Source organism: Mycobacterium sp. BK086 (assembly GCA_004362315.1).
Classification (GTDB): Bacteria; Actinomycetota; Actinomycetes; order Mycobacteriales; family Mycobacteriaceae; genus Mycobacterium.
On record SNWL01000005.1, the window covers coordinates 308,976 to 325,554 of the forward strand.

The 16,579-nt window shown below is 66.0% G+C and carries 19 protein-coding genes; 8 read left to right on the forward strand and 11 right to left on the reverse strand.

The features are described 5' to 3' along the window. Nucleotides 1-68 precede the first annotated feature (68 nt). Nucleotides 69-326 (forward strand): DUF3297 family protein, encoded by a 258-nt coding sequence (locus EV580_RS17860; protein ID WP_133692541.1) that lies wholly within the window; start codon nt 69-71, stop codon nt 324-326. Here the strand turns inward: EV580_RS17860 and EV580_RS17865 are convergent, their stop codons facing one another. Further along, the gene (locus EV580_RS17865) at nt 327-1,103 is read right to left on the reverse strand and encodes a thioesterase family protein (protein ID WP_133692542.1); all 777 of its coding nucleotides are present in this window, start codon (nt 1,101-1,103) and stop codon (nt 327-329) included. Beyond that, nucleotides 1,100-1,933, reverse strand: coding sequence for a RecB family exonuclease (locus EV580_RS17870; RefSeq protein ID WP_133692543.1), 834 nt, complete (start codon nt 1,931-1,933; stop codon nt 1,100-1,102). Before EV580_RS17870 ends, EV580_RS17865 begins: the two co-directional genes overlap by 4 nt. A 77-nt stretch (nt 1,934-2,010) precedes the next feature. Between EV580_RS17870 and EV580_RS17875 the strand changes: the two genes are divergently transcribed. Next, the gene (locus EV580_RS17875) at nt 2,011-2,886 is read left to right on the forward strand and encodes a tRNA (adenine-N1)-methyltransferase (RefSeq protein WP_133692544.1); all 876 of its coding nucleotides are present in this window, start codon (nt 2,011-2,013) and stop codon (nt 2,884-2,886) included. Here the strand turns inward: EV580_RS17875 and EV580_RS17880 are convergent. Genes EV580_RS17880 through EV580_RS17890 form a run of 3 tightly spaced genes read right to left on the reverse strand, consistent with a single transcriptional unit; the run spans nt 2,883 to nt 4,282 of the window. After that, the gene (locus EV580_RS17880; RefSeq protein ID WP_133692545.1) at nt 2,883-3,176 is read right to left on the reverse strand and encodes a DUF503 domain-containing protein; all 294 of its coding nucleotides are present in this window, start codon (nt 3,174-3,176) and stop codon (nt 2,883-2,885) included. The genes EV580_RS17875 and EV580_RS17880 overlap by 4 nt on opposite strands. Then, the gene (gene lppK / locus EV580_RS17885) at nt 3,177-3,779 is read right to left on the reverse strand and encodes a lipoprotein LppK (RefSeq protein WP_133692546.1); all 603 of its coding nucleotides are present in this window, start codon (nt 3,777-3,779) and stop codon (nt 3,177-3,179) included. Between the two features lie 11 nt (nt 3,780-3,790). Continuing rightward, nucleotides 3,791-4,282 carry an MTB12 family secreted protein gene (locus EV580_RS17890; RefSeq protein WP_133692547.1) on the reverse strand — a complete coding sequence of 164 codons (492 nt, stop codon included), beginning with the start codon at nt 4,280-4,282 and terminating at the stop codon, nt 3,791-3,793. A gap of 147 nt (nt 4,283-4,429) precedes the next feature. On the opposite strand from EV580_RS17890, the gene arc reads away from it, so the two are divergent. Next, complete coding sequence (arc, locus tag EV580_RS17895) at nt 4,430-6,232, forward strand: proteasome ATPase (protein ID WP_133692548.1); 1,803 nt, start codon at nt 4,430-4,432, stop codon at nt 6,230-6,232. 27 nt (nt 6,233-6,259) lie between these two features. Here the strand turns inward: arc and EV580_RS17900 are convergent, their stop codons facing one another. From EV580_RS17900 to EV580_RS17915, 4 genes are all read right to left on the reverse strand, one after another. Further along, nucleotides 6,260-6,544 carry a DUF732 domain-containing protein gene (locus EV580_RS17900; protein WP_133692549.1) on the reverse strand — a complete coding sequence of 95 codons (285 nt, stop codon included), beginning with the start codon at nt 6,542-6,544 and terminating at the stop codon, nt 6,260-6,262. A gap of 112 nt (nt 6,545-6,656) precedes the next feature. Continuing rightward, on the reverse strand, nt 6,657-7,268 hold the full coding sequence (locus EV580_RS17905; RefSeq protein ID WP_133692550.1) for a hypothetical protein: 612 nt from the start codon (nt 7,266-7,268) through the stop codon (nt 6,657-6,659). After that, nucleotides 7,252-8,412, reverse strand: a complete 1,161-nt coding sequence (locus EV580_RS17910) for a hypothetical protein (protein WP_133692551.1) — start codon at nt 8,410-8,412, stop codon at nt 7,252-7,254. Before EV580_RS17910 ends, EV580_RS17905 begins: the two co-directional genes overlap by 17 nt. Beyond that, nucleotides 8,412-9,554 carry a hypothetical protein gene (locus tag EV580_RS17915; protein ID WP_133692552.1) on the reverse strand — a complete coding sequence of 381 codons (1,143 nt, stop codon included), beginning with the start codon at nt 9,552-9,554 and terminating at the stop codon, nt 8,412-8,414. The genes EV580_RS17910 and EV580_RS17915 overlap by 1 nt, the downstream gene beginning before the upstream one ends. 127 nt (nt 9,555-9,681) lie before the next feature. Here EV580_RS17915 and dop point away from each other — a divergent pair, with 127 nt between their 5' ends. From dop to EV580_RS17940, 5 genes are all read left to right on the forward strand, one after another. Then, nucleotides 9,682-11,190, forward strand: a complete 1,509-nt coding sequence (gene dop / locus EV580_RS17920) for a depupylase/deamidase Dop (protein ID WP_133692553.1) — start codon at nt 9,682-9,684, stop codon at nt 11,188-11,190. Nucleotides 11,191-11,294: 104 nt separating this feature from the next. Continuing rightward, nucleotides 11,295-11,489 (forward strand): ubiquitin-like protein Pup, encoded by a 195-nt coding sequence (locus tag EV580_RS17925; RefSeq protein WP_005144398.1) that lies wholly within the window; start codon nt 11,295-11,297, stop codon nt 11,487-11,489. Next, on the forward strand, nt 11,486-12,364 hold the full coding sequence (gene prcB, locus EV580_RS17930) for a proteasome subunit beta (protein ID WP_133692554.1): 879 nt from the start codon (nt 11,486-11,488) through the stop codon (nt 12,362-12,364). The genes EV580_RS17925 and prcB overlap by 4 nt, the downstream gene beginning before the upstream one ends. After that, entirely contained in the window at nt 12,365-13,111 is a 747-nt protein-coding gene (prcA, locus tag EV580_RS17935) for a proteasome subunit alpha (RefSeq protein ID WP_133692555.1), read from the forward strand. Continuing rightward, entirely contained in the window at nt 13,102-14,088 is a 987-nt protein-coding gene (locus EV580_RS17940; protein WP_133692556.1) for an NAD-dependent epimerase/dehydratase family protein, read from the forward strand. Before prcA ends, EV580_RS17940 begins: the two co-directional genes overlap by 10 nt. Before the next feature lie 8 nt (nt 14,089-14,096). On the opposite strand, the gene EV580_RS17945 is transcribed toward EV580_RS17940, so the two are convergent. Next, nucleotides 14,097-14,714, reverse strand: coding sequence for a hypothetical protein (locus tag EV580_RS17945; protein WP_133692557.1), 618 nt, complete (start codon nt 14,712-14,714; stop codon nt 14,097-14,099). Nucleotides 14,715-14,740: 26 nt separating this feature from the next. Then, nucleotides 14,741-16,429, reverse strand: coding sequence for an LGFP repeat-containing protein (locus tag EV580_RS34080; protein ID WP_286171635.1), 1,689 nt, complete (start codon nt 16,427-16,429; stop codon nt 14,741-14,743). Nucleotides 16,430-16,579: the final 150 nt, after the last annotated feature.

Genomic DNA, 16,579 nt, shown 5'->3' on the forward strand with positions numbered 1-16,579 from the left:
GCACGATGCGGGCGGCCAAGACCTGCGCGCAACCCGGCACTGCAGGGTCGCGTAGATTCTTCACCATCATGTCCGAGGATCAGAACGCAGACGTTCCGCCCAATCATCTCTCCATCGATCCGCGCAGCCCCTTCTATGACGAAGAGGTGCTCCTGCGCGACGTGGGTATTCGTTTCAATGGTGCCGAGAAGACCAATGTCCACGAATACGACGTGGATGAGGGTTGGGTGCGTGTTGAGGTCCCTACCGCGAAGGACCGCCGCGGCAATCCGATGGTCGTCAAGCTCAGCGGCACGGTTGAGCCGTATTTCCGCTCGGCGGAATAGCTAGCGGCGCTGCACCAGCAGCGTCTGGGCGGACGTGCCGATGAACCCGTCGCGGTCGAACAGCTCGGCGGTCGTCACACCGATACCGTCCGGCCCGATCGATCCCCGGGCGCGCACGCCGAAGTCACTCCCGGTGGGAGCGCGATGCAGGTGCACGGCGGTATCGGTGTTCATGTAGATGAACTGCTGTGGATCGATCGCTGCCCCAATGCCATTCGCGGAATCGACCACCATCGCCAGGCGCTGTAGCGCGGTCGTCGGCTCATCGTCGACCAGGTTCGCGATCGGCGACATCCAGTACACCGTGCCGGTATCGGACCTGTCCTTCTGCGGTCGCCACTCCACGGACTCGATATAGCCGCCTGCGTCCTTCCAATGCAGTTCCAGCGGCGCGGTCTCGCCCTCGGCCAACGGCGGGTAGCGGTCGGTGGCCGCGTCGGCGGTGTCCGATGTGGCCAAAGCCCACGCGGTGACTCGGGCCACCGCGCGCGGCGGGCCATCCGGGTGTTCGGCGGACATCTCGGCCGACAGCATCGCGATACGACTGCCCGGCCGATCGACGCGCGCCTGCACCCGCACCTCGGTGACCGGAATGGCGCCCAGGATGTCCAGCGTCAGCCGCCCGATGCGCATGCTGCCGCTCAGGATCTCTTCGATGGCTTTGGTCAACAGTGCCAAAGGTGGTGAGCCATGCTGGATTTCGGGTGTCCAGTTGCTGCGGGTCTGATCGGTCGACGCGAACAGATCAGGTCCGAGCCGCCGGTAGTAGCAGCTCACGCGGCCGGCTTTTCGGGCCAGCCGGGATAGGGCGGCGGTGTGCCGCCGTAGACCGGGCACAGGGCGTGATGGCTGCACCAGTTGCACAGCCGTGTCGGGTTGGGCCGGAAATCGCCTGTGGCACCGGCAGATTGGATCGCTCGCCAAATCGCCATCAACGTCTTCTCGAAGCGCAGCAGCTCGTCCAGCTCGGGGGTGTAGTCCAGCAGCTGACCGTCGGCCAGATAGATCAGCCGCAACCGGCTGGCCAGCACCTCGCGGGAGCGCAGCAGCGCCACGGCGTAGAACTTCATCTGGAACAACGCCTTGAACTCGGCCAACGCTCTGGCGGCCGGAGGCGCCTTGCCGGTCTTGTAGTCGACGACACGCAGCTCACCGGTGCCGGCTACGTCGATGCGATCGACGTAGCCGCGCAGCAGTGTGCCGTCGGCGAGCTCGACCTCGATGCGCTGCTCGCAGCTCTGCGGGTCGAAGCGGGTCGGGTCTTCGAGCCGGTAATAGCCGGTCAACAGCTTGCGCGCCTCGGTCAGCAGCTGGCCGCGCTGCTCGTCGGTGAAACCCTCGGCGAGGTCGGGATGCTCGGAAAGCACCTTCTCCCAGGCCGGGTCGACGAGCGAGAGCGCGGTCTGCGGCACGCGGTCGGCAGCAGGCATGCCGTACAGCTGTTCGAGGGCGGCATGCACCACCGAACCGCGTAGCTGCGCCGTCGACGGTGGCTCCGGCAATCGGTCGACCGCCCGGAAGCGGTACAGCAGCGGGCACTGCTTGAAATCGGCTGCCCGCGAAGGCGACAGCGCGGGACGGCGCGTCTCCAACGTCTGAGCGGACATATCCGCAGCCTAGGACTGCGGGCCGACAACCAGACGGCATCTCGCACGGCGAGTCCGCTATGGCAGGCTGAACGGCTGTGACCGACCACCCTGCACAAGCCGCGCGACGGACCGGACCGTTCGTGATCGGGGATCGCGTGCAGCTCACCGACCCCAAGGGCCGGCATTACACGATGGTCCTCAACCCCGGCAGCGAGTTCCACACCCACCGCGGGGCCATCGTGCACGACGCGGTGATCGGCCTGCCGGAGGGCAGCGTGGTCAAGTCGACGAACGGCGACGCGTTTCTGGTGCTGCGGCCGCTGCTGATCGACTACGTGCTGTCGATGCCGCGCGGCGCCCAAGTCATCTACCCCAAAGATGCCGCCCAGATCGTCCACGAGGGCGATATCTTCCCCGGCGCCCGGGTGCTCGAGGCGGGAGCCGGTTCCGGGGCGCTGACGTGCTCCCTGCTGCGGGCGGTCGGCCCGACCGGTGAGGTGATCTCGTATGAGGTGCGCGATGACCACGCCGTGCACGCCCAGCGCAACGTGGAGACTTTTTTCGGACAGCCACCGGAGAACTGGCAGCTGATCATCGGCGACCTCGTCGACTCCGAGCTCGCCGAGGCGTCCGTCGACCGGATCGTGCTGGACATGCTGGCGCCCTGGGAGGTGCTGGAGACCGTCGCGCGGCTGCTGATTCCGGGCGGGGTGCTGATGGTGTACGTGGCCACCGTGACTCAGCTGTCCAAGGTCGTGGAGGCACTGCGCGAACAGCAATGCTGGACCGAACCCCGGTCGTGGGAGTCGCTACAGCGGGGCTGGGACGTCGTCGGCCTCGCGGTGCGCCCGCAGCACAGCATGCGCGGTCACACGGCATTCCTGGTGTCGGCGCGACGGCTGGCCCCGGACACGGTCACGCCGACCCCGTTGCGCCGCAAGAAGGTCGTGCCGCCGGCCGCCGAGAGTTAGTCGTCGCTGCGGTGCAGCCCGCGCCGCACCGACAGCAGCTCGATCTCGGGGCGCGCGGCCACCAGTCGTTCGGCGGCGTCGAGCACGTCGACGATGTGCGCGCGATCGCCTGCCACCACCGCCACCCCGATGCCTGCGCGCCGGTGCAGGTCGGTGGAGCCGGTCTCGGCGGCCGAGATCGTGAAGTGCCGCCGCAGTTCGGCGAGGATCGGGCGCACGATCGCCCGCTTCTGTTTCAGGGAGTGGACATCACCGAGGAGGAGGTCGAACTCCAGCCAGCCGATCCACATTCAGGGCGTCGGGGTGGGGCTGGCGGGGCTGACCGGGCTGGTGGGGCTAGCGGGATTAGCGGGGCTGGCGGGACTCGCGGGACTCGCGCCGCCGCGCGCGTTGCCGAAGGCCAGGAGCATGTTCGCCGTTTCCCGGGACAGCTGCCAGGCGCCCTTGTCCTGGCGGAACTCCATCGGGAACGTGAAGTTGCCGGGGTTGGCCGGGTTCGACGTCGTCACGTTGATCGACGCCAGGGCATCGCTCGGCTGGCGATCAGACCAGCGGATCTCGGTGGCGGTGAAGGTCAGTGGCGTGAACCCGCCGTCGCGCAGTGCCGCCGCGAACTTGTCGATGGTCGCGGCGTCGTCGGGCGTCGTCGATTCGACGAGCGCGAGCTTGTCGGCTCCCTTGACCGCAGGGTCGGCCAGGCGGTACAGCACGTCGGTCAGCGCGTCGGGGGTCGGCAGCGCGGCCGCGGTGGACTCCGGTGGCGCGAGGGCCGTCGACGACTGTTCGAAGGGCCGTTGCGTGGAGTTCTGCTCGGTCTGGTCAGAACACCCAGAGAGGCTGAGCGCCGCCACGATTGTGGCGGCGCTCAGGACTCCGAACAGCGGGTGACGCATCCAGCGGCGACTCAGCCGGCGCCCTGCATCAGCGCAAGCGCCGACTGCTTGGTGAGCTGCCAGCCGCTGGGGCTTGGCCCTTCGACGAATTGGATGCTCTGCGTCGCGGTCTGACCGTTGGGTGCGGTCGCGGTGACGTTGGCCGTGGCGGTCGGGCCGTCCTGGTCGATGTCGGCGACGTTGAAGTTGAGCGGGAACAGGCCCTTGGCCGAGGCGTTGTTGAATGCCCGATCGGCGGCGATGCCCTCGAAGCGGCCCAGGCCGAACTGGATGTAAGAGGCCTTGTTGCCGGAGAACGACCCGCCGCCCTGGAGGCCGTTGAGGGTCGCGACGAGCTGGCTCTGGAGCTCGGGTGCCGGCGTCTGCGGCAGCGGTGCGCCGAAGACGACGGGCTGCACCGCCGGGGCTACCGGCGAGCTGAATGCAACCGATGTCACACCGGCGGCGGCACCGCCGACGATCGCGGCGGCTGCAACGCCCGTGGCTAGCAGTTTCAGGGTCACGGTGGTCCTCTCGATCGACCCGACTCATCGATGAGATTAACAGTCTTGCCAGTGTGTCGAAATTCCCCGAACGCACATGATCGAGGTTGGGCCGGTAGCGTTGAGGTATCCGCCGCACCAACTCTCGGTGTGGGAGAGGAGCGCAACATGAGCGAGGCACAAGACCCCCAACTGTCGAGCGAGGATGCTGCCGAGCTCGAGGAGCTGCGCCGCGAGGCGTCGATCCTGCGCGAGCAGCTAGAGAATGCAGTAGGACAGGGCCCCGCCCGCAGCGCGCGTGACGTGCATCAGCTCGAGGCGCGCATCGACTCCCTGGCCGCGCGTAACGCCAAGCTGATGGACACCCTCAAAGAGGCACGCCAGCAGCTGCTCGCGCTCCGCGAGGAGGTCGACCGGCTGGGCCAGCCGCCCAGCGGATACGGCGTGCTGCTGAGCTCCCACGAGGACGACACCGTCGACGTGTTCACCTCAGGCCGCAAGATGCGGCTCACCTGCTCTCCCAACATCGACGTCAAGGCGCTGAAGCAGGGCCAGACGGTCCGGCTCAACGAGGCCCTGACCGTGGTCGAGGCCGGCAACTACGAGTCCGTCGGCGAGATCAGCACGCTGCGCGAGATCCTCGCCGACGGCCACCGTGCGCTGGTGGTCGGGCACGCCGACGAGGAACGCATCGTGTGGCTGGCCGAACCGCTGGTCGCCATCGAGGACCTGCCCGTCGACGTCGCCGAGGCGCTCGATGACGATCTGCGTCCGCGCAAGCTGCGCCCGGGTGACTCGCTGCTGGTCGACACCAAGGCCGGATACGCGTTCGAGCGCATCCCCAAGGCCGAGGTCGAGGACCTGGTGCTCGAAGAGGTGCCCGACGTCGCCTACCACGACATCGGTGGCCTGACCCGGCAGATCGAGCAGATCCGCGACGCCGTGGAACTGCCGTTCCTGCACAAGGAGCTCTACCGCGAGTACGCGCTGCGGCCGCCCAAGGGTGTGCTGCTCTACGGCCCGCCCGGCTGCGGTAAGACGTTGATCGCCAAGGCCGTTGCCAATTCACTGGCCAAGAAGATGGCCGAGGTTCGCGGCGACGACGCCCGCGAGGCGAAGTCGTACTTCCTCAACATCAAGGGCCCGGAGCTGCTGAACAAGTTCGTCGGTGAGACCGAGCGGCACATCCGGTTGATCTTCCAGCGGGCCCGCGAAAAGGCTTCCGAGGGAACGCCTGTCATCGTGTTCTTCGACGAGATGGACTCGATCTTCCGTACCCGCGGCACGGGCGTGAGCTCGGACGTGGAGACGACGGTCGTGCCCCAGCTGCTCTCCGAGATCGACGGTGTGGAGGGGCTCGAGAACGTCATCGTCATCGGCGCTTCCAACCGCGAGGACATGATCGATCCGGCGATCCTGCGGCCCGGCCGCCTGGACGTCAAGATCAAGATCGAGCGGCCGGATGCCGAAGCGGCACTGGACATCTTCAGCAAGTACCTCACCGAGGAACTGCCGGTGAACGCCGACGATCTGGCCGAATTCGGCGGCGATCGCGGGTTGTGCATCAGGGCGATGATCGAGAAGGTCGTCGACCGCATGTACGCCGAGATCGACGACAACCGATTCCTGGAAGTCACCTATGCCAACGGTGACAAGGAAGTCATGTACTTCAAGGACTTCAACTCCGGCGCGATGATCCAGAATGTCGTCGACCGGGCCAAGAAGTACGCGATCAAGTCGGTCCTGGAAACCGGGCAGAAGGGCCTGCGGATCCAGCACCTGCTCGATTCGATCGTCGACGAGTTCGCCGAGAACGAGGACCTGCCCAACACCACGAATCCGGATGACTGGGCGCGGATCTCGGGCAAGAAGGGCGAGCGGATCGTCTACATCCGCACGCTGGTCACCGGCAAGAGTTCGAGCGCGAGCCGGGCAATCGACACCGAGTCAAACCTGGGTCAGTACCTGTAGCGGTCCTGCCCAGGTTCGGGCTCGACGTCAGCAGAGGTGTGCAGCGGCCGCGTTGTAGAAGAACGCGGCATCCTTCGGCTCGACGCCGTCGGTGGTGTTGTCCGAAATCGTCTGCAGCGTGGTCGCCTGCGGCACGCCGGCAGCGATGTCACTGCAGATGTGCTGGCCAACGGCCACGGCGGCGGAGACCGGTCCGCTCCAGCCGTCGTTGGCGAGCGTGGTGATGAAGGCGTCCTGGTCCGCGTACGCCGGTGCCGCGAGTGCCAAACCAAGCCCTGCCGCGGCCAGCGCGGTGATTGCAATCTTCTTCATGTCAGTCCCTTTCCCGACCTGGGCATTTTATGGGAAGGCATACCTTCCTTGCAGCGATATCGTCGTACCCGTCAATTCGTTACAGCTCAATCAAAGGCAATTCTCAGCTCGCTCAAAACTCCAGCGAGTAGCTGTTGGCGAAGTTGTCCTGGGTGACGTGGGCATCGCGGGTCGTGGTGTCCACACTCAGGCGCTCGGTCAACGTGCGGGTCTCGTAGCGCCAGCCCTCCGGCAGGGTCAACCGCGCGGCGAGATCCGGCAGGCTTGCCAGGCTCAGGCTGGGGTCGACCCCCTGACTGTAGGTCTGCATGACCCAGCGCTGCCCCTCTGGATCGATGAGTTCGAAGACCGGTCGCCCGGCGTCGAAGTTGAACACCGTCTTGCGGTCCACTCGATTGACGCTGTACGGAGCGGGGTTCATCGATGACAGCGTGACCGTCGCCTGGCGCATCATCTCGATACCGCCGAACGTCATGGTGTCCGGTTCGCCCTGGGCATCCTTCTCGATGCTGCTCATCAGCCAGTGTCGCGGGCCGTTCAGCAGTGCCGCGACCGCGCCGTGCTCCTTGGCGATCGCCTCGGCGTCGAGCTTGTCCCACAGTTCGGCGGGGCAGTCGTTCAGCGGAAAGCTGCAGTAGACGGCCGCTTGCGGCCCGCCATCGTCCGCCGTGACCAAAAGCACCTCGCCGTAACGCTTGTCGAAGACGTCATCGCGCTCTGTCATCGCCTGCCTCCATTTCCAGATACGCGTCGCGGCCGGCCAGGCTGACAGCGACGTCGGCGATCAACGGGTCGAAGAACCGCTGCCGGTACAGCGGGTCGACGCTGGTGCTGACGGTGAAGTACAGCCCGGACAGCACCGCCACAAATAGGGAAGTGTGCACCACCGTCTGAGGTATCGGGACGTGGATGCCGAACCACGTTCCGGCGCAAGGTGGTTCACCCACCGAACAGGATTGCTCGCCGGCCCACAGCACGGTGACGTCGTCGGGAATCGCAATGGTTCCCAGCGCCAGGAAGAACGCGAACAGCCCGGTGGTGAAGAACACCACCTGAATCGCCTGCGACACCACCATCACCGCCACGACGTTGACCTGCTCGGCCAGCGACAGCGGTGTGCGGGCCGGGTCGGATTCGCCCGCCAGCGGGGTGCCGGCCAGCAGGGTCGCGGTGTCGCGCTGCCCGGACCTGTCGTCGCGCAGCGCCTTCACTTCGTCGCGAATGGTCACCACCATGAACACGATCGCCACCAGCGACAGGAAACCAATTGTCTGCCAGAGTCGTTCGCGCGTCATCCGAGCCGACAGCTGCCACAGTTCTCCGGTGAAGTACACCACCACGGTCAGCATCAGCAGCGGTAGCGCGCGACTCATCAACGTCCCGAGTGCGCCGAATTGCACCCACGCAAACCGGAACGCCCACAAGGCAATCGACCCGATGCCCAGATAGGTCAGCCATATCGCGAGCACAGCGACAAGGCCGAAACCGGCCACCTCGGCCGCGGCCAGGCCCGTCCAGCCGCTGTCTGCCAGTGGGAAGCCGATCACGAATAGTGCCATCACCAACAGTGCGGCGCTGCGGCGCCCGGCCTCACTGCGTGTCGTGCCCGCCTGATGCAGCAGATACAGGACGAAGGGTGCGGCGATCAGCAGGACAGCCATCGCGCCCAGTCGCACGACGGTGCTGAATTCGGCACTGCCGTCGCTAAAGTCGGCGATCAGCGCCGTCACCGCGATCAGTGCCCCGATGCCGCTGACGACCGGCGCCGAGCGCACGATCAGGGCCCGCGATCGCACCCGGCGAGTCAGCACCAGGGGCAGCCCGCGGCCCAGAAACCACTCGTGGACGTCGCGGCTGTCGGTGGTCATCAGTGCCCCCTGCGCGACGAGCGGTAGCGATCTCGTGCCACCAACGTGAGGCGCAGATTGTCCAGCAGTGGATCGAGGAATTGTGAGCGATACTCCTTGTCGGTCACCGCTTTTGCGGACAGGTACATGAACGTGATGGCGCTCAGCATCATCGTCGTCTGGATCAGCGGATCGGGAACCGGCAGGATCATCCCCAGGAAATGGCCGTCGTTGCTTCCCGCGTCGCGTGTCCATGCCGCCAGCAGCGGCGGGCTGACCACGATCAGGCCGAGCACGAAGAAGATCGCCCCGGTGGCCAGGGCCACGGTCAGTACCTGCCCGACCTGGGAGGCGGCCACCACGAACACCACATTGGCGCGTTCGGGCCCCGACAGCGGGTCCGCGCCGGGCTGGTCGGGGATACCGCCGAACGGCGTATCCGCCAGACGGTCCTCGTCTTCGGGCAAGGCGTCGGGTGCGGCCAGGATGGGGCGCACCCGCTCCAGCGTGCTCGACACCATGAATGCGGCGGCGATCAGGAACAGGAAGCCAATGGCCAGCCACAGCCGCTCGCGACTGACGATCGCCGCCATCAGCCAGACGTAGGTGTTGAAGAACACCAGAAAGGTCAGCAGCACTACCGGCAGCGCCCGCACGAACATGCCGCTGGCCAGCGCCAGATTCGACATCGTGTCGCGGGCGGCCCAGCCCAGGATCGATCCGACGCCCGACGCGGTGGCGATCACGATCAGAGCGATCGCGATCGCCGACATCGTCAGATTCACGATTACTCGCGGGCTGGGCCCGCCGAAGAAACAGCCCAGCAGGATCACCGCGAGCGAGACGTTGGCGGCCAGCACGCGTCGCAGGGGGGTTTCGATCCGCGATACCAGCCATCCCGCCAAGCCGGCCAACGGCACGAGCAACACGATCAGCGCCAGGACGAACCCTTCGGTCACCGTCGGGTGGCCGTCGATGTCGATGGTGTGCTTGCCCGACAGTTCCACGACGAGAATCGAGTTGGCTGCCACTACGGCGAGGCCGGCCAGCGCGGGCGCCGAGCGGCCCCAGACCCGGCGCACGAGGGCGCTGCGGCGGACGACGGCGGGGAGTCCTCGGACCAAGAACCAGCGCTCGGCGGCGAACCGGTCCGGTGATGTCATTGCTGGCGGCTCCGCGCTGGAGGCATCCGTTGGGTGTCGAAGGGTGAAGCCACCCTAGCCGGAAGTCGCCGTGTGCACCCGTGAGGCGCGCGACACCGCCTGTCCCAGGCCCCGTAGGCTGGCGGCCATGCAACGGATCATCGGAACCGAGGTCGAATACGGCATTTCATCGCCGTCCGATCCGACCGCCAATCCGATCCTGACTTCGACGCAGGCGGTGCTGGCGTACGCCGCGGCCGCCGGCATTCAGCGGGCCAAGCGCACGCGGTGGGACTACGAGGTGGAGTCGCCGCTGCGTGATGCCCGCGGGTTCGACCTGAGTCGCGCGTCCGGCCCGCCACCGGTGGTCGACGCCGACGAGGTCGGCGCCGCCAACATGATCCTGACCAACGGCGCCCGGCTCTACGTCGACCACGCGCACCCGGAGTATTCGGCTCCCGAGGTCACCGATCCGATGGACGCGGTCATCTGGGACAAGGCCGGCGAGCGGGTGATGGAGGCTGCGGCCCGGCATGTGGCCAGCGTGCCCGGCGCGGCCAAGCTGCAGTTGTACAAGAACAACGTCGACGGCAAGGGTGCGTCGTACGGAACCCACGAGAACTACTTGATGAGCCGGCAGACGCCGTTCTCCGCGGTGATCTCGGGTCTGACACCCTTCATGGTGTCGCGGCAGGTCGTGACGGGTTCCGGCCGCGTCGGCATCGGCCCGTCCGGTGACGAGCCCGGCTTTCAGCTCTCCCAGCGGGCCGACTACATCGAGGTCGAGGTCGGCCTGGAAACCACCCTCAAGCGGGGCATCATCAACACCCGCGACGAGCCGCACGCCGACGCCGACAAGTACCGCCGCCTGCACGTCATCATCGGTGACGCCAACCTCGCCGAGACATCCACCTACCTCAAGGTGGGCACGACGTCGCTGGTGCTGGATCTGATCGAAGAAGGCCCGCAACACGGCCTGGACCTCTCGGACCTGGCCCTGGCCCGGCCGGTGCACGCGGTGCACGTGATCAGCCGCGATCCGTCGCTGCGGGCCACGGTCGCACTGGCCGACGGCCGGGAGCTGACCGCGCTGGCCATGCAGCGCATCTACTTGGACCGGGTGGCCAAACTGGTGGACGCCCGCGATCCCGATCCGCGTGCCAGCCACGTCGTCGAAACCTGGGCTCACGTGCTTGACCTGCTGGAACGCGACCCGATGGAGTGCGCGGAGCTGCTGGACTGGCCGGCCAAGCTGCGGCTGCTGGAGGGGTTCCGCCAGCGGGAGAACCTGGGCTGGTCGGCGCCGCGACTACACCTGGTCGACCTGCAGTATTCCGATGTCCGGCTGGACAAGGGCCTCTACAACCGGCTCGTCGCGCGCGGATCGATGAAGCGTCTGGTCACCGAGCAACAGGTGATCGACGCCGTCGACAACCCGCCGACCGACACCCGGGCGTACTTCCGCGGTGAATGCCTGCGCCGGTTCGGTGCGGATATCGCGGCGGCGAGCTGGGATTCGGTGATCTTCGATCTGGGCGGTGATTCGCTCGTCCGGATTCCGACTCTCGAGCCGCTGCGGGGCAGCAAAGCTCATGTCGGTGCGCTGCTCGATTCGGTCGATAGCGCAGTGCAACTCGTGGAACAACTGACGACCTGAGGTTCGTTAGAGGGAGCAATACCGGTTGCGACCGGTAATGTGGAGGAACCGGCGGCCCGGCCGAATGGCACGACATAGTCGCCGATAACGAGCAGGAGGCAGCGATGGCTCAAGAGCAGACCAAGCGTGGTGGCGGTGGCGGCGAGGACGACGACCTCTCCGGCAACGGCGCCGCCGGGCAGGAGCGTCGCGACAAGCTCGCCGAGGAGACCGACGATCTGCTGGACGAGATCGATGACGTCCTCGAGGAGAACGCCGAGGACTTCGTGCGGGCATATGTTCAAAAGGGCGGACAGTGACCTGGCCGTTTTCTGATCGCCTGGCCACTAGTTCACCTCTGACGGATCTTTCTTCCTTCTCCGATTTTCTGCGGCGGGAAGCCCCGCAGCTGTTGCCGACCCCGACCGGCACAAGTGGTGTACTGCCCGGAGACGCGCTGCCGCACGGCACCACGATCGTCGCGCTGAAATATCCGGGCGGGGTGCTGATCGCCGGTGATCGCCGCTCGACGCAGGGCAACATGATCGCGGGCCGCGACGTGCAGAAGGTGTACATCACCGACGACTACACGGCCACCGGCATCGCCGGTACCGCGGCCATCGCCGTCGAGTTCGCCCGGCTGTATGCGGTCGAGCTGGAGCACTACGAGAAGGTCGAGGGCGTCCCGCTGACGTTCCCCGGCAAGGTGAATCGACTCTCGACCATGGTGCGCGGCAACCTCGGTGCGGCGCTGCAGGGATTCGTCGCACTGCCACTGCTGGTGGGTTACGACCTGGACGATTCGAACGCCGAAGGGGCGGGCCGGATCGTGTCGTTCGACGCCGCAGGCGGCTGGAACATCGAAGAAGAGGGCTACCAGTCGGTCGGTTCCGGATCGCTGTTCGCCAAGTCGTCGATCAAGAAGCTGTATTCCGGTGTCACTGACGCCGATTCGGCGCTGCGCGCGGCTGTCGAGGCGCTCTATGACGCTGCCGACGACGACTCCGCGACCGGCGGACCCGACTTGGTGCGCGGCATCTTCCCGACGGCCGTCACCATCGAAGCCGAAGGCGCCGCCGAGGTCACCGAGCAGCGGATCTCGGCGCTGGCGCGCGAGGTCATCGAGAAGCGATCCAGGACAAACACATTCGGTCCCGGCAACGGACCCAGCAACGAAGCACCGCGGGTGGACTAAGTGAGCTTCCCATATTTCATCTCGCCTGAGCAGGCGATGCGTGAGCGTTCGGAGCTTGCGCGCAAGGGTATTGCCCGGGGCCGCAGTGTGGTCGTGCTCGCCTACGACTCCGGTGTGCTGTTCGTCGCCGAGAACCCGTCGCGGTCCCTGCAGAAGATCAGCGAGCTCTACGACCGGGTGGGCTTCGCCGCGGTGGGCCGGTTCAACGAGTTCGACAACCTGCGCCGTGGCGGCATTCAGTTCGCCGATACCCGCGGCTATGCCTACGACCGTCGCGACGTGACGGGCCGTCAGCTCGCCAACGTGTATGCCCAAACCCTCGGGACGATCTTCACCGAACAAGCCAAGCCGTACGAGGTGGAGCTGTGCGTGGCCGAGGTGGCGCACTACGACGAGACCAAAGCCCCTGAGCTGTACCGCATCACGTATGACGGCTCGATCGCCGACGAACCGCATTTCGTCGTGATGGGCGGCACCACCGAACCGATCATCACCGCGCTCAAGGAGTCCTACTCCGAGAACGCCGCGCTCGGTGACGCGGTCGGGATCGCGGTGGAGGCGTTGCGGGCAGGCATCAACGGCAGTGGTAGCGGTAGCGGCGGCACGCCGCCAGCTGAGCCGCGGGTGCTCGGACCGACCACGCTCGAGGTGGCCATCCTGGACGCCAAGCGGCCGCGGCGGGCATTCCGGCGGATCACCGGCTCGGCGCTGGAAGCGCTTCTGCCCAAAGCGGACGAATCGTCCTGACCCAGCTCGTCATCGGTGCCAGCGGGTTCCTCGGCTCGCATGTGACGCGTCAGCTGGTCGCCAGCGGCGCGGATGTGCGTGTCATGGTCCGCAAGACCAGTTCGACGAAGGGCTTCGACGACCTCGACGTCGAACGCCACTATGGCGATATCTTCGACGACGACGCGCTACGCGCCGCGATGAGTGGCTGTGATGTCGTCTACTACTGCGTGGTCGACGCCCGGATGTGGTTACGCGATCCGGCGCCGTTGTTCCGGACGAATGTCGAAGGCCTCCGGCATGTTCTGGACGCCGCCGCCGAGGCCAGCTTGAGCAAGTTCGTCTTCACCAGCACCACAGGAACATTGGCGATCAGCGACGGTAGACCGGTCACCGAGGCGGATCCACACAACTGGACCGGCGGCGGACCCTATATCGAGGCCAGGGTCCGGGCCGAAGACCTCGTGCTGAGCTACGCCCGCGACAGGGGATTGCCCGCCGTCGCGATGTGCATCTCGACCACCTACGGCCCTGGGGATTGGCAACCCACGCCGCACGGCTCGATGATCGCGCAGGTCGCCTCCGGGCGGTTCCCGTTCTATCTCGACTTCTCCTCGGAGGTCGTCGGAATCGAAGATGCCGCACGCGCAATGCTTCTCGCCGCCGAGCATGGCCGGGCAGGGGAGCGCTACATCATCTCCGACAAGTATCTGAGCACGCGCGAGGTGCACGAGATCGCCGCGGGCGCCGTCGGCGCCGCGCGGCCGCGGATCAAGATTCCCATGCCGTTGCTCTACGCGGGCGCCCATGTCAACGACCTCGCGTCCCGGCTGCTGGGCCGCGATCTGCCGTTCGCGGTGGTCGGATTGCGGATGGCGCAACTGATGTCGCCTCTGGATCACAGCAAGGCAGAACGCGAGCTGGGCTGGAAGCCCGACCCGGTCGAGGAGTCGATCCGCAGGGCGGCAAGGTTTTTTGTCGAGCAAGGGATCCGCTAGAACGTACGTCAACCGGCGGCTTGGCGGTCTTCGGCAAGTAGGCGAATGATGTCCGACACGTTTGCGCCGTCCAGCTCGGCGCTTCTGGCGATGAGTTTGACGAATGTGTCGGCAAGGCCCTTGTCGTCGACACGGGAGGCCAGGATATCGCCCAATTCTCGACCGGTGGCGACCAGTTCGGCAGGGATGGGTGGGGTGGGCGTTGTGCCGGCGGCGGCCTCGAGCGCGGTAGCCTTCCCCACGAGGTATGTCACATCCAACACAAATCGGACAACTCTGCGCCGAAGTGCCTTGTCTTCCTTGAGGATCCGGGTGATGTCTCGTGTCGCATCGACATCGAGCTCGTCGAGTGTCATCGCGATCGGCGAATCCGGGAAGCGGCGGTGGATGTTGCACAGTGGAAAGTAGAGAATGCTGACTTCTGCGGAATTCTCCGGCGACTTGTCGTCAGATGAAACGTGTTCGGTGAACAGCGATTGCATGACCCGAGGTGGCGGCCCACTGGTGACAGGCGAGACTTCGCCACCCGAGTGTTGACAGGCCAGGACGTCTCCCATGTCGTAGACCCGCATTCCATTCAGTTCGCCACCGACACAGGTGCCGATAGGTGTTGGTTCGATGGGCATTACGCCCCCCTTTCCGATTGTTGTGGTTAGCCGAGATTGTCGATGGCGCGCTGTGCCTGCTGGCGGCGGAACTCGCCGATGAAGGGCGGGAGTGGATTGACCAGAACTTGGAGTCCGCCCTGGGGCGTGGTCAGGACGTCGATGACGTCGACATTGCCGTTGCCGGTCTGGTCTATGCCCGTTGGAATGCTGGCGATGAACACTGCCCCGTCGGGCACTTCCGGGTGCACGGGGTCGGCGCTGCCGCGCCAGAAGGCCGATGCGATCCCGTTGTAGACGCCGCTGGCGATCTGACCGCTGGCAATCCCGTTGGCGGTCACCCGATGCCAATCCAGGGCCGCGACCAGGGTTTTCGAAGCCGGTGCGGTGAATGCGGGCAGCCACACGAGACTGAACCGCAGACGCATCGTGATATCGAAGTCGGTATCCGGCAGTAATCCGTTGTCGCGGAATCCGTGAAGGGCGATCGTCACCAGCCTGGGCGAAGCGGCCCAGAACCCATAGCTCCACGGCGATACTTCCACGATTTCGGTCTGGGGATGCAGGCCCAGGTTCTGCCCCGCCCTGTGCACGCCGTCATCGATGAACTTCCGGAACATGATGCGCAGCCGTTCGGGTGAGAGATTGGCCGCGGCAGCCTCTTTCACGCCGTCGACGGTCGCGATCATCGCACCGTTCTGGAACAGCGACCACGCCACTTTCGGATTGTCCGGGGGATAGAGGCCGGGGACATGATAGATGTCGGCAACGGGATAGCCGAGCGGGCCGTTTTCCCAACCGGCCGCGGCCCATCGAGCGCGGACCATGCCGGTGATGATCATCGGACCGGTATCCGGGGTCCAGTAGATGGAACCCGTCTCGAAGTGGTTGTAGCGACCGATTCCGTCGGGAGTCCCCGTCTCATCCGTCGTCGGCAAGCCGAGCTGCCCGATACCGTTGGCCGCCTTGTATTTGGCCAGGATGTCGCCGTGAAGCTCGTGTGCTCCAGTCTTTTCGCTGAAGTAGATGTTGTAGTCGGCGTAACGGATGACATAGCCGTTGCCCGCGGTGCGCAGGGAACCTTGCGGGGCGCCCGCGCCGATCTGTGCCGCCTTCCGGGTGATCTCTTTCTCGGCCTTGTCTCGCCGGATGGCTTCTGCGAGGAGACTGCCGACGTCGATGGCGGGCTTGAGTATCTCGTCTGAGCCAGTGAGCCACGGAGGTGAATCGACGACCCGGATCCCGGCGTGTACATCGATGTGTTCAGTGCCCGCGCCACCCTCGAGCACGACCGGATCCTTGAGGTCGCGCAAAGTCGCCAGGCGCGTGAGCAATTCGGGGGCGGGGACGTCACGGAGTTGATCGCCGAGCCGCACCGCGTCACCGAGTGCGGTGACAAGGGCATTGTCGTCGGTCACGGCGATGAGCTCGTTGGCCAGCGTGGTGCCGTCGTCGATGAGCCGGTCGGCTGTGACCGTGCCGTCTTGTTCATGGATCGCCTGGGCAGCCAGCCGGCAGGCGTCGAGTGTCCATTGGGTGAAGCGCTGCTTCAGCTCCGGCGAACCGTCGAGGATGGGGGCGAGAACGTCATAGAAGGCGGTGTCGATGGTGTCGAGAGTCTTGATGAGATCTGACCCGCGGGCATCGTGTCGCAGCGTGCGGAGCGGCATGGCCAGCAGATCGGCCACGACGGAACCTTTGCCGTCGAGCAGTGTCGTGACGGCGGTCCGCGTCAAGCGCGGGCGGCTACCGCCCTCTCCGGTGTCATCGAGATCGTCTCTCGCCCAGCATGTTCCATTTCGGACAGTGTTCTCGGTACCCGCGGTCATCGTAGTCCCCCCTCGTCAACCGGACCAGTCGATGATGGCTCGAGACGCACCCGGGCC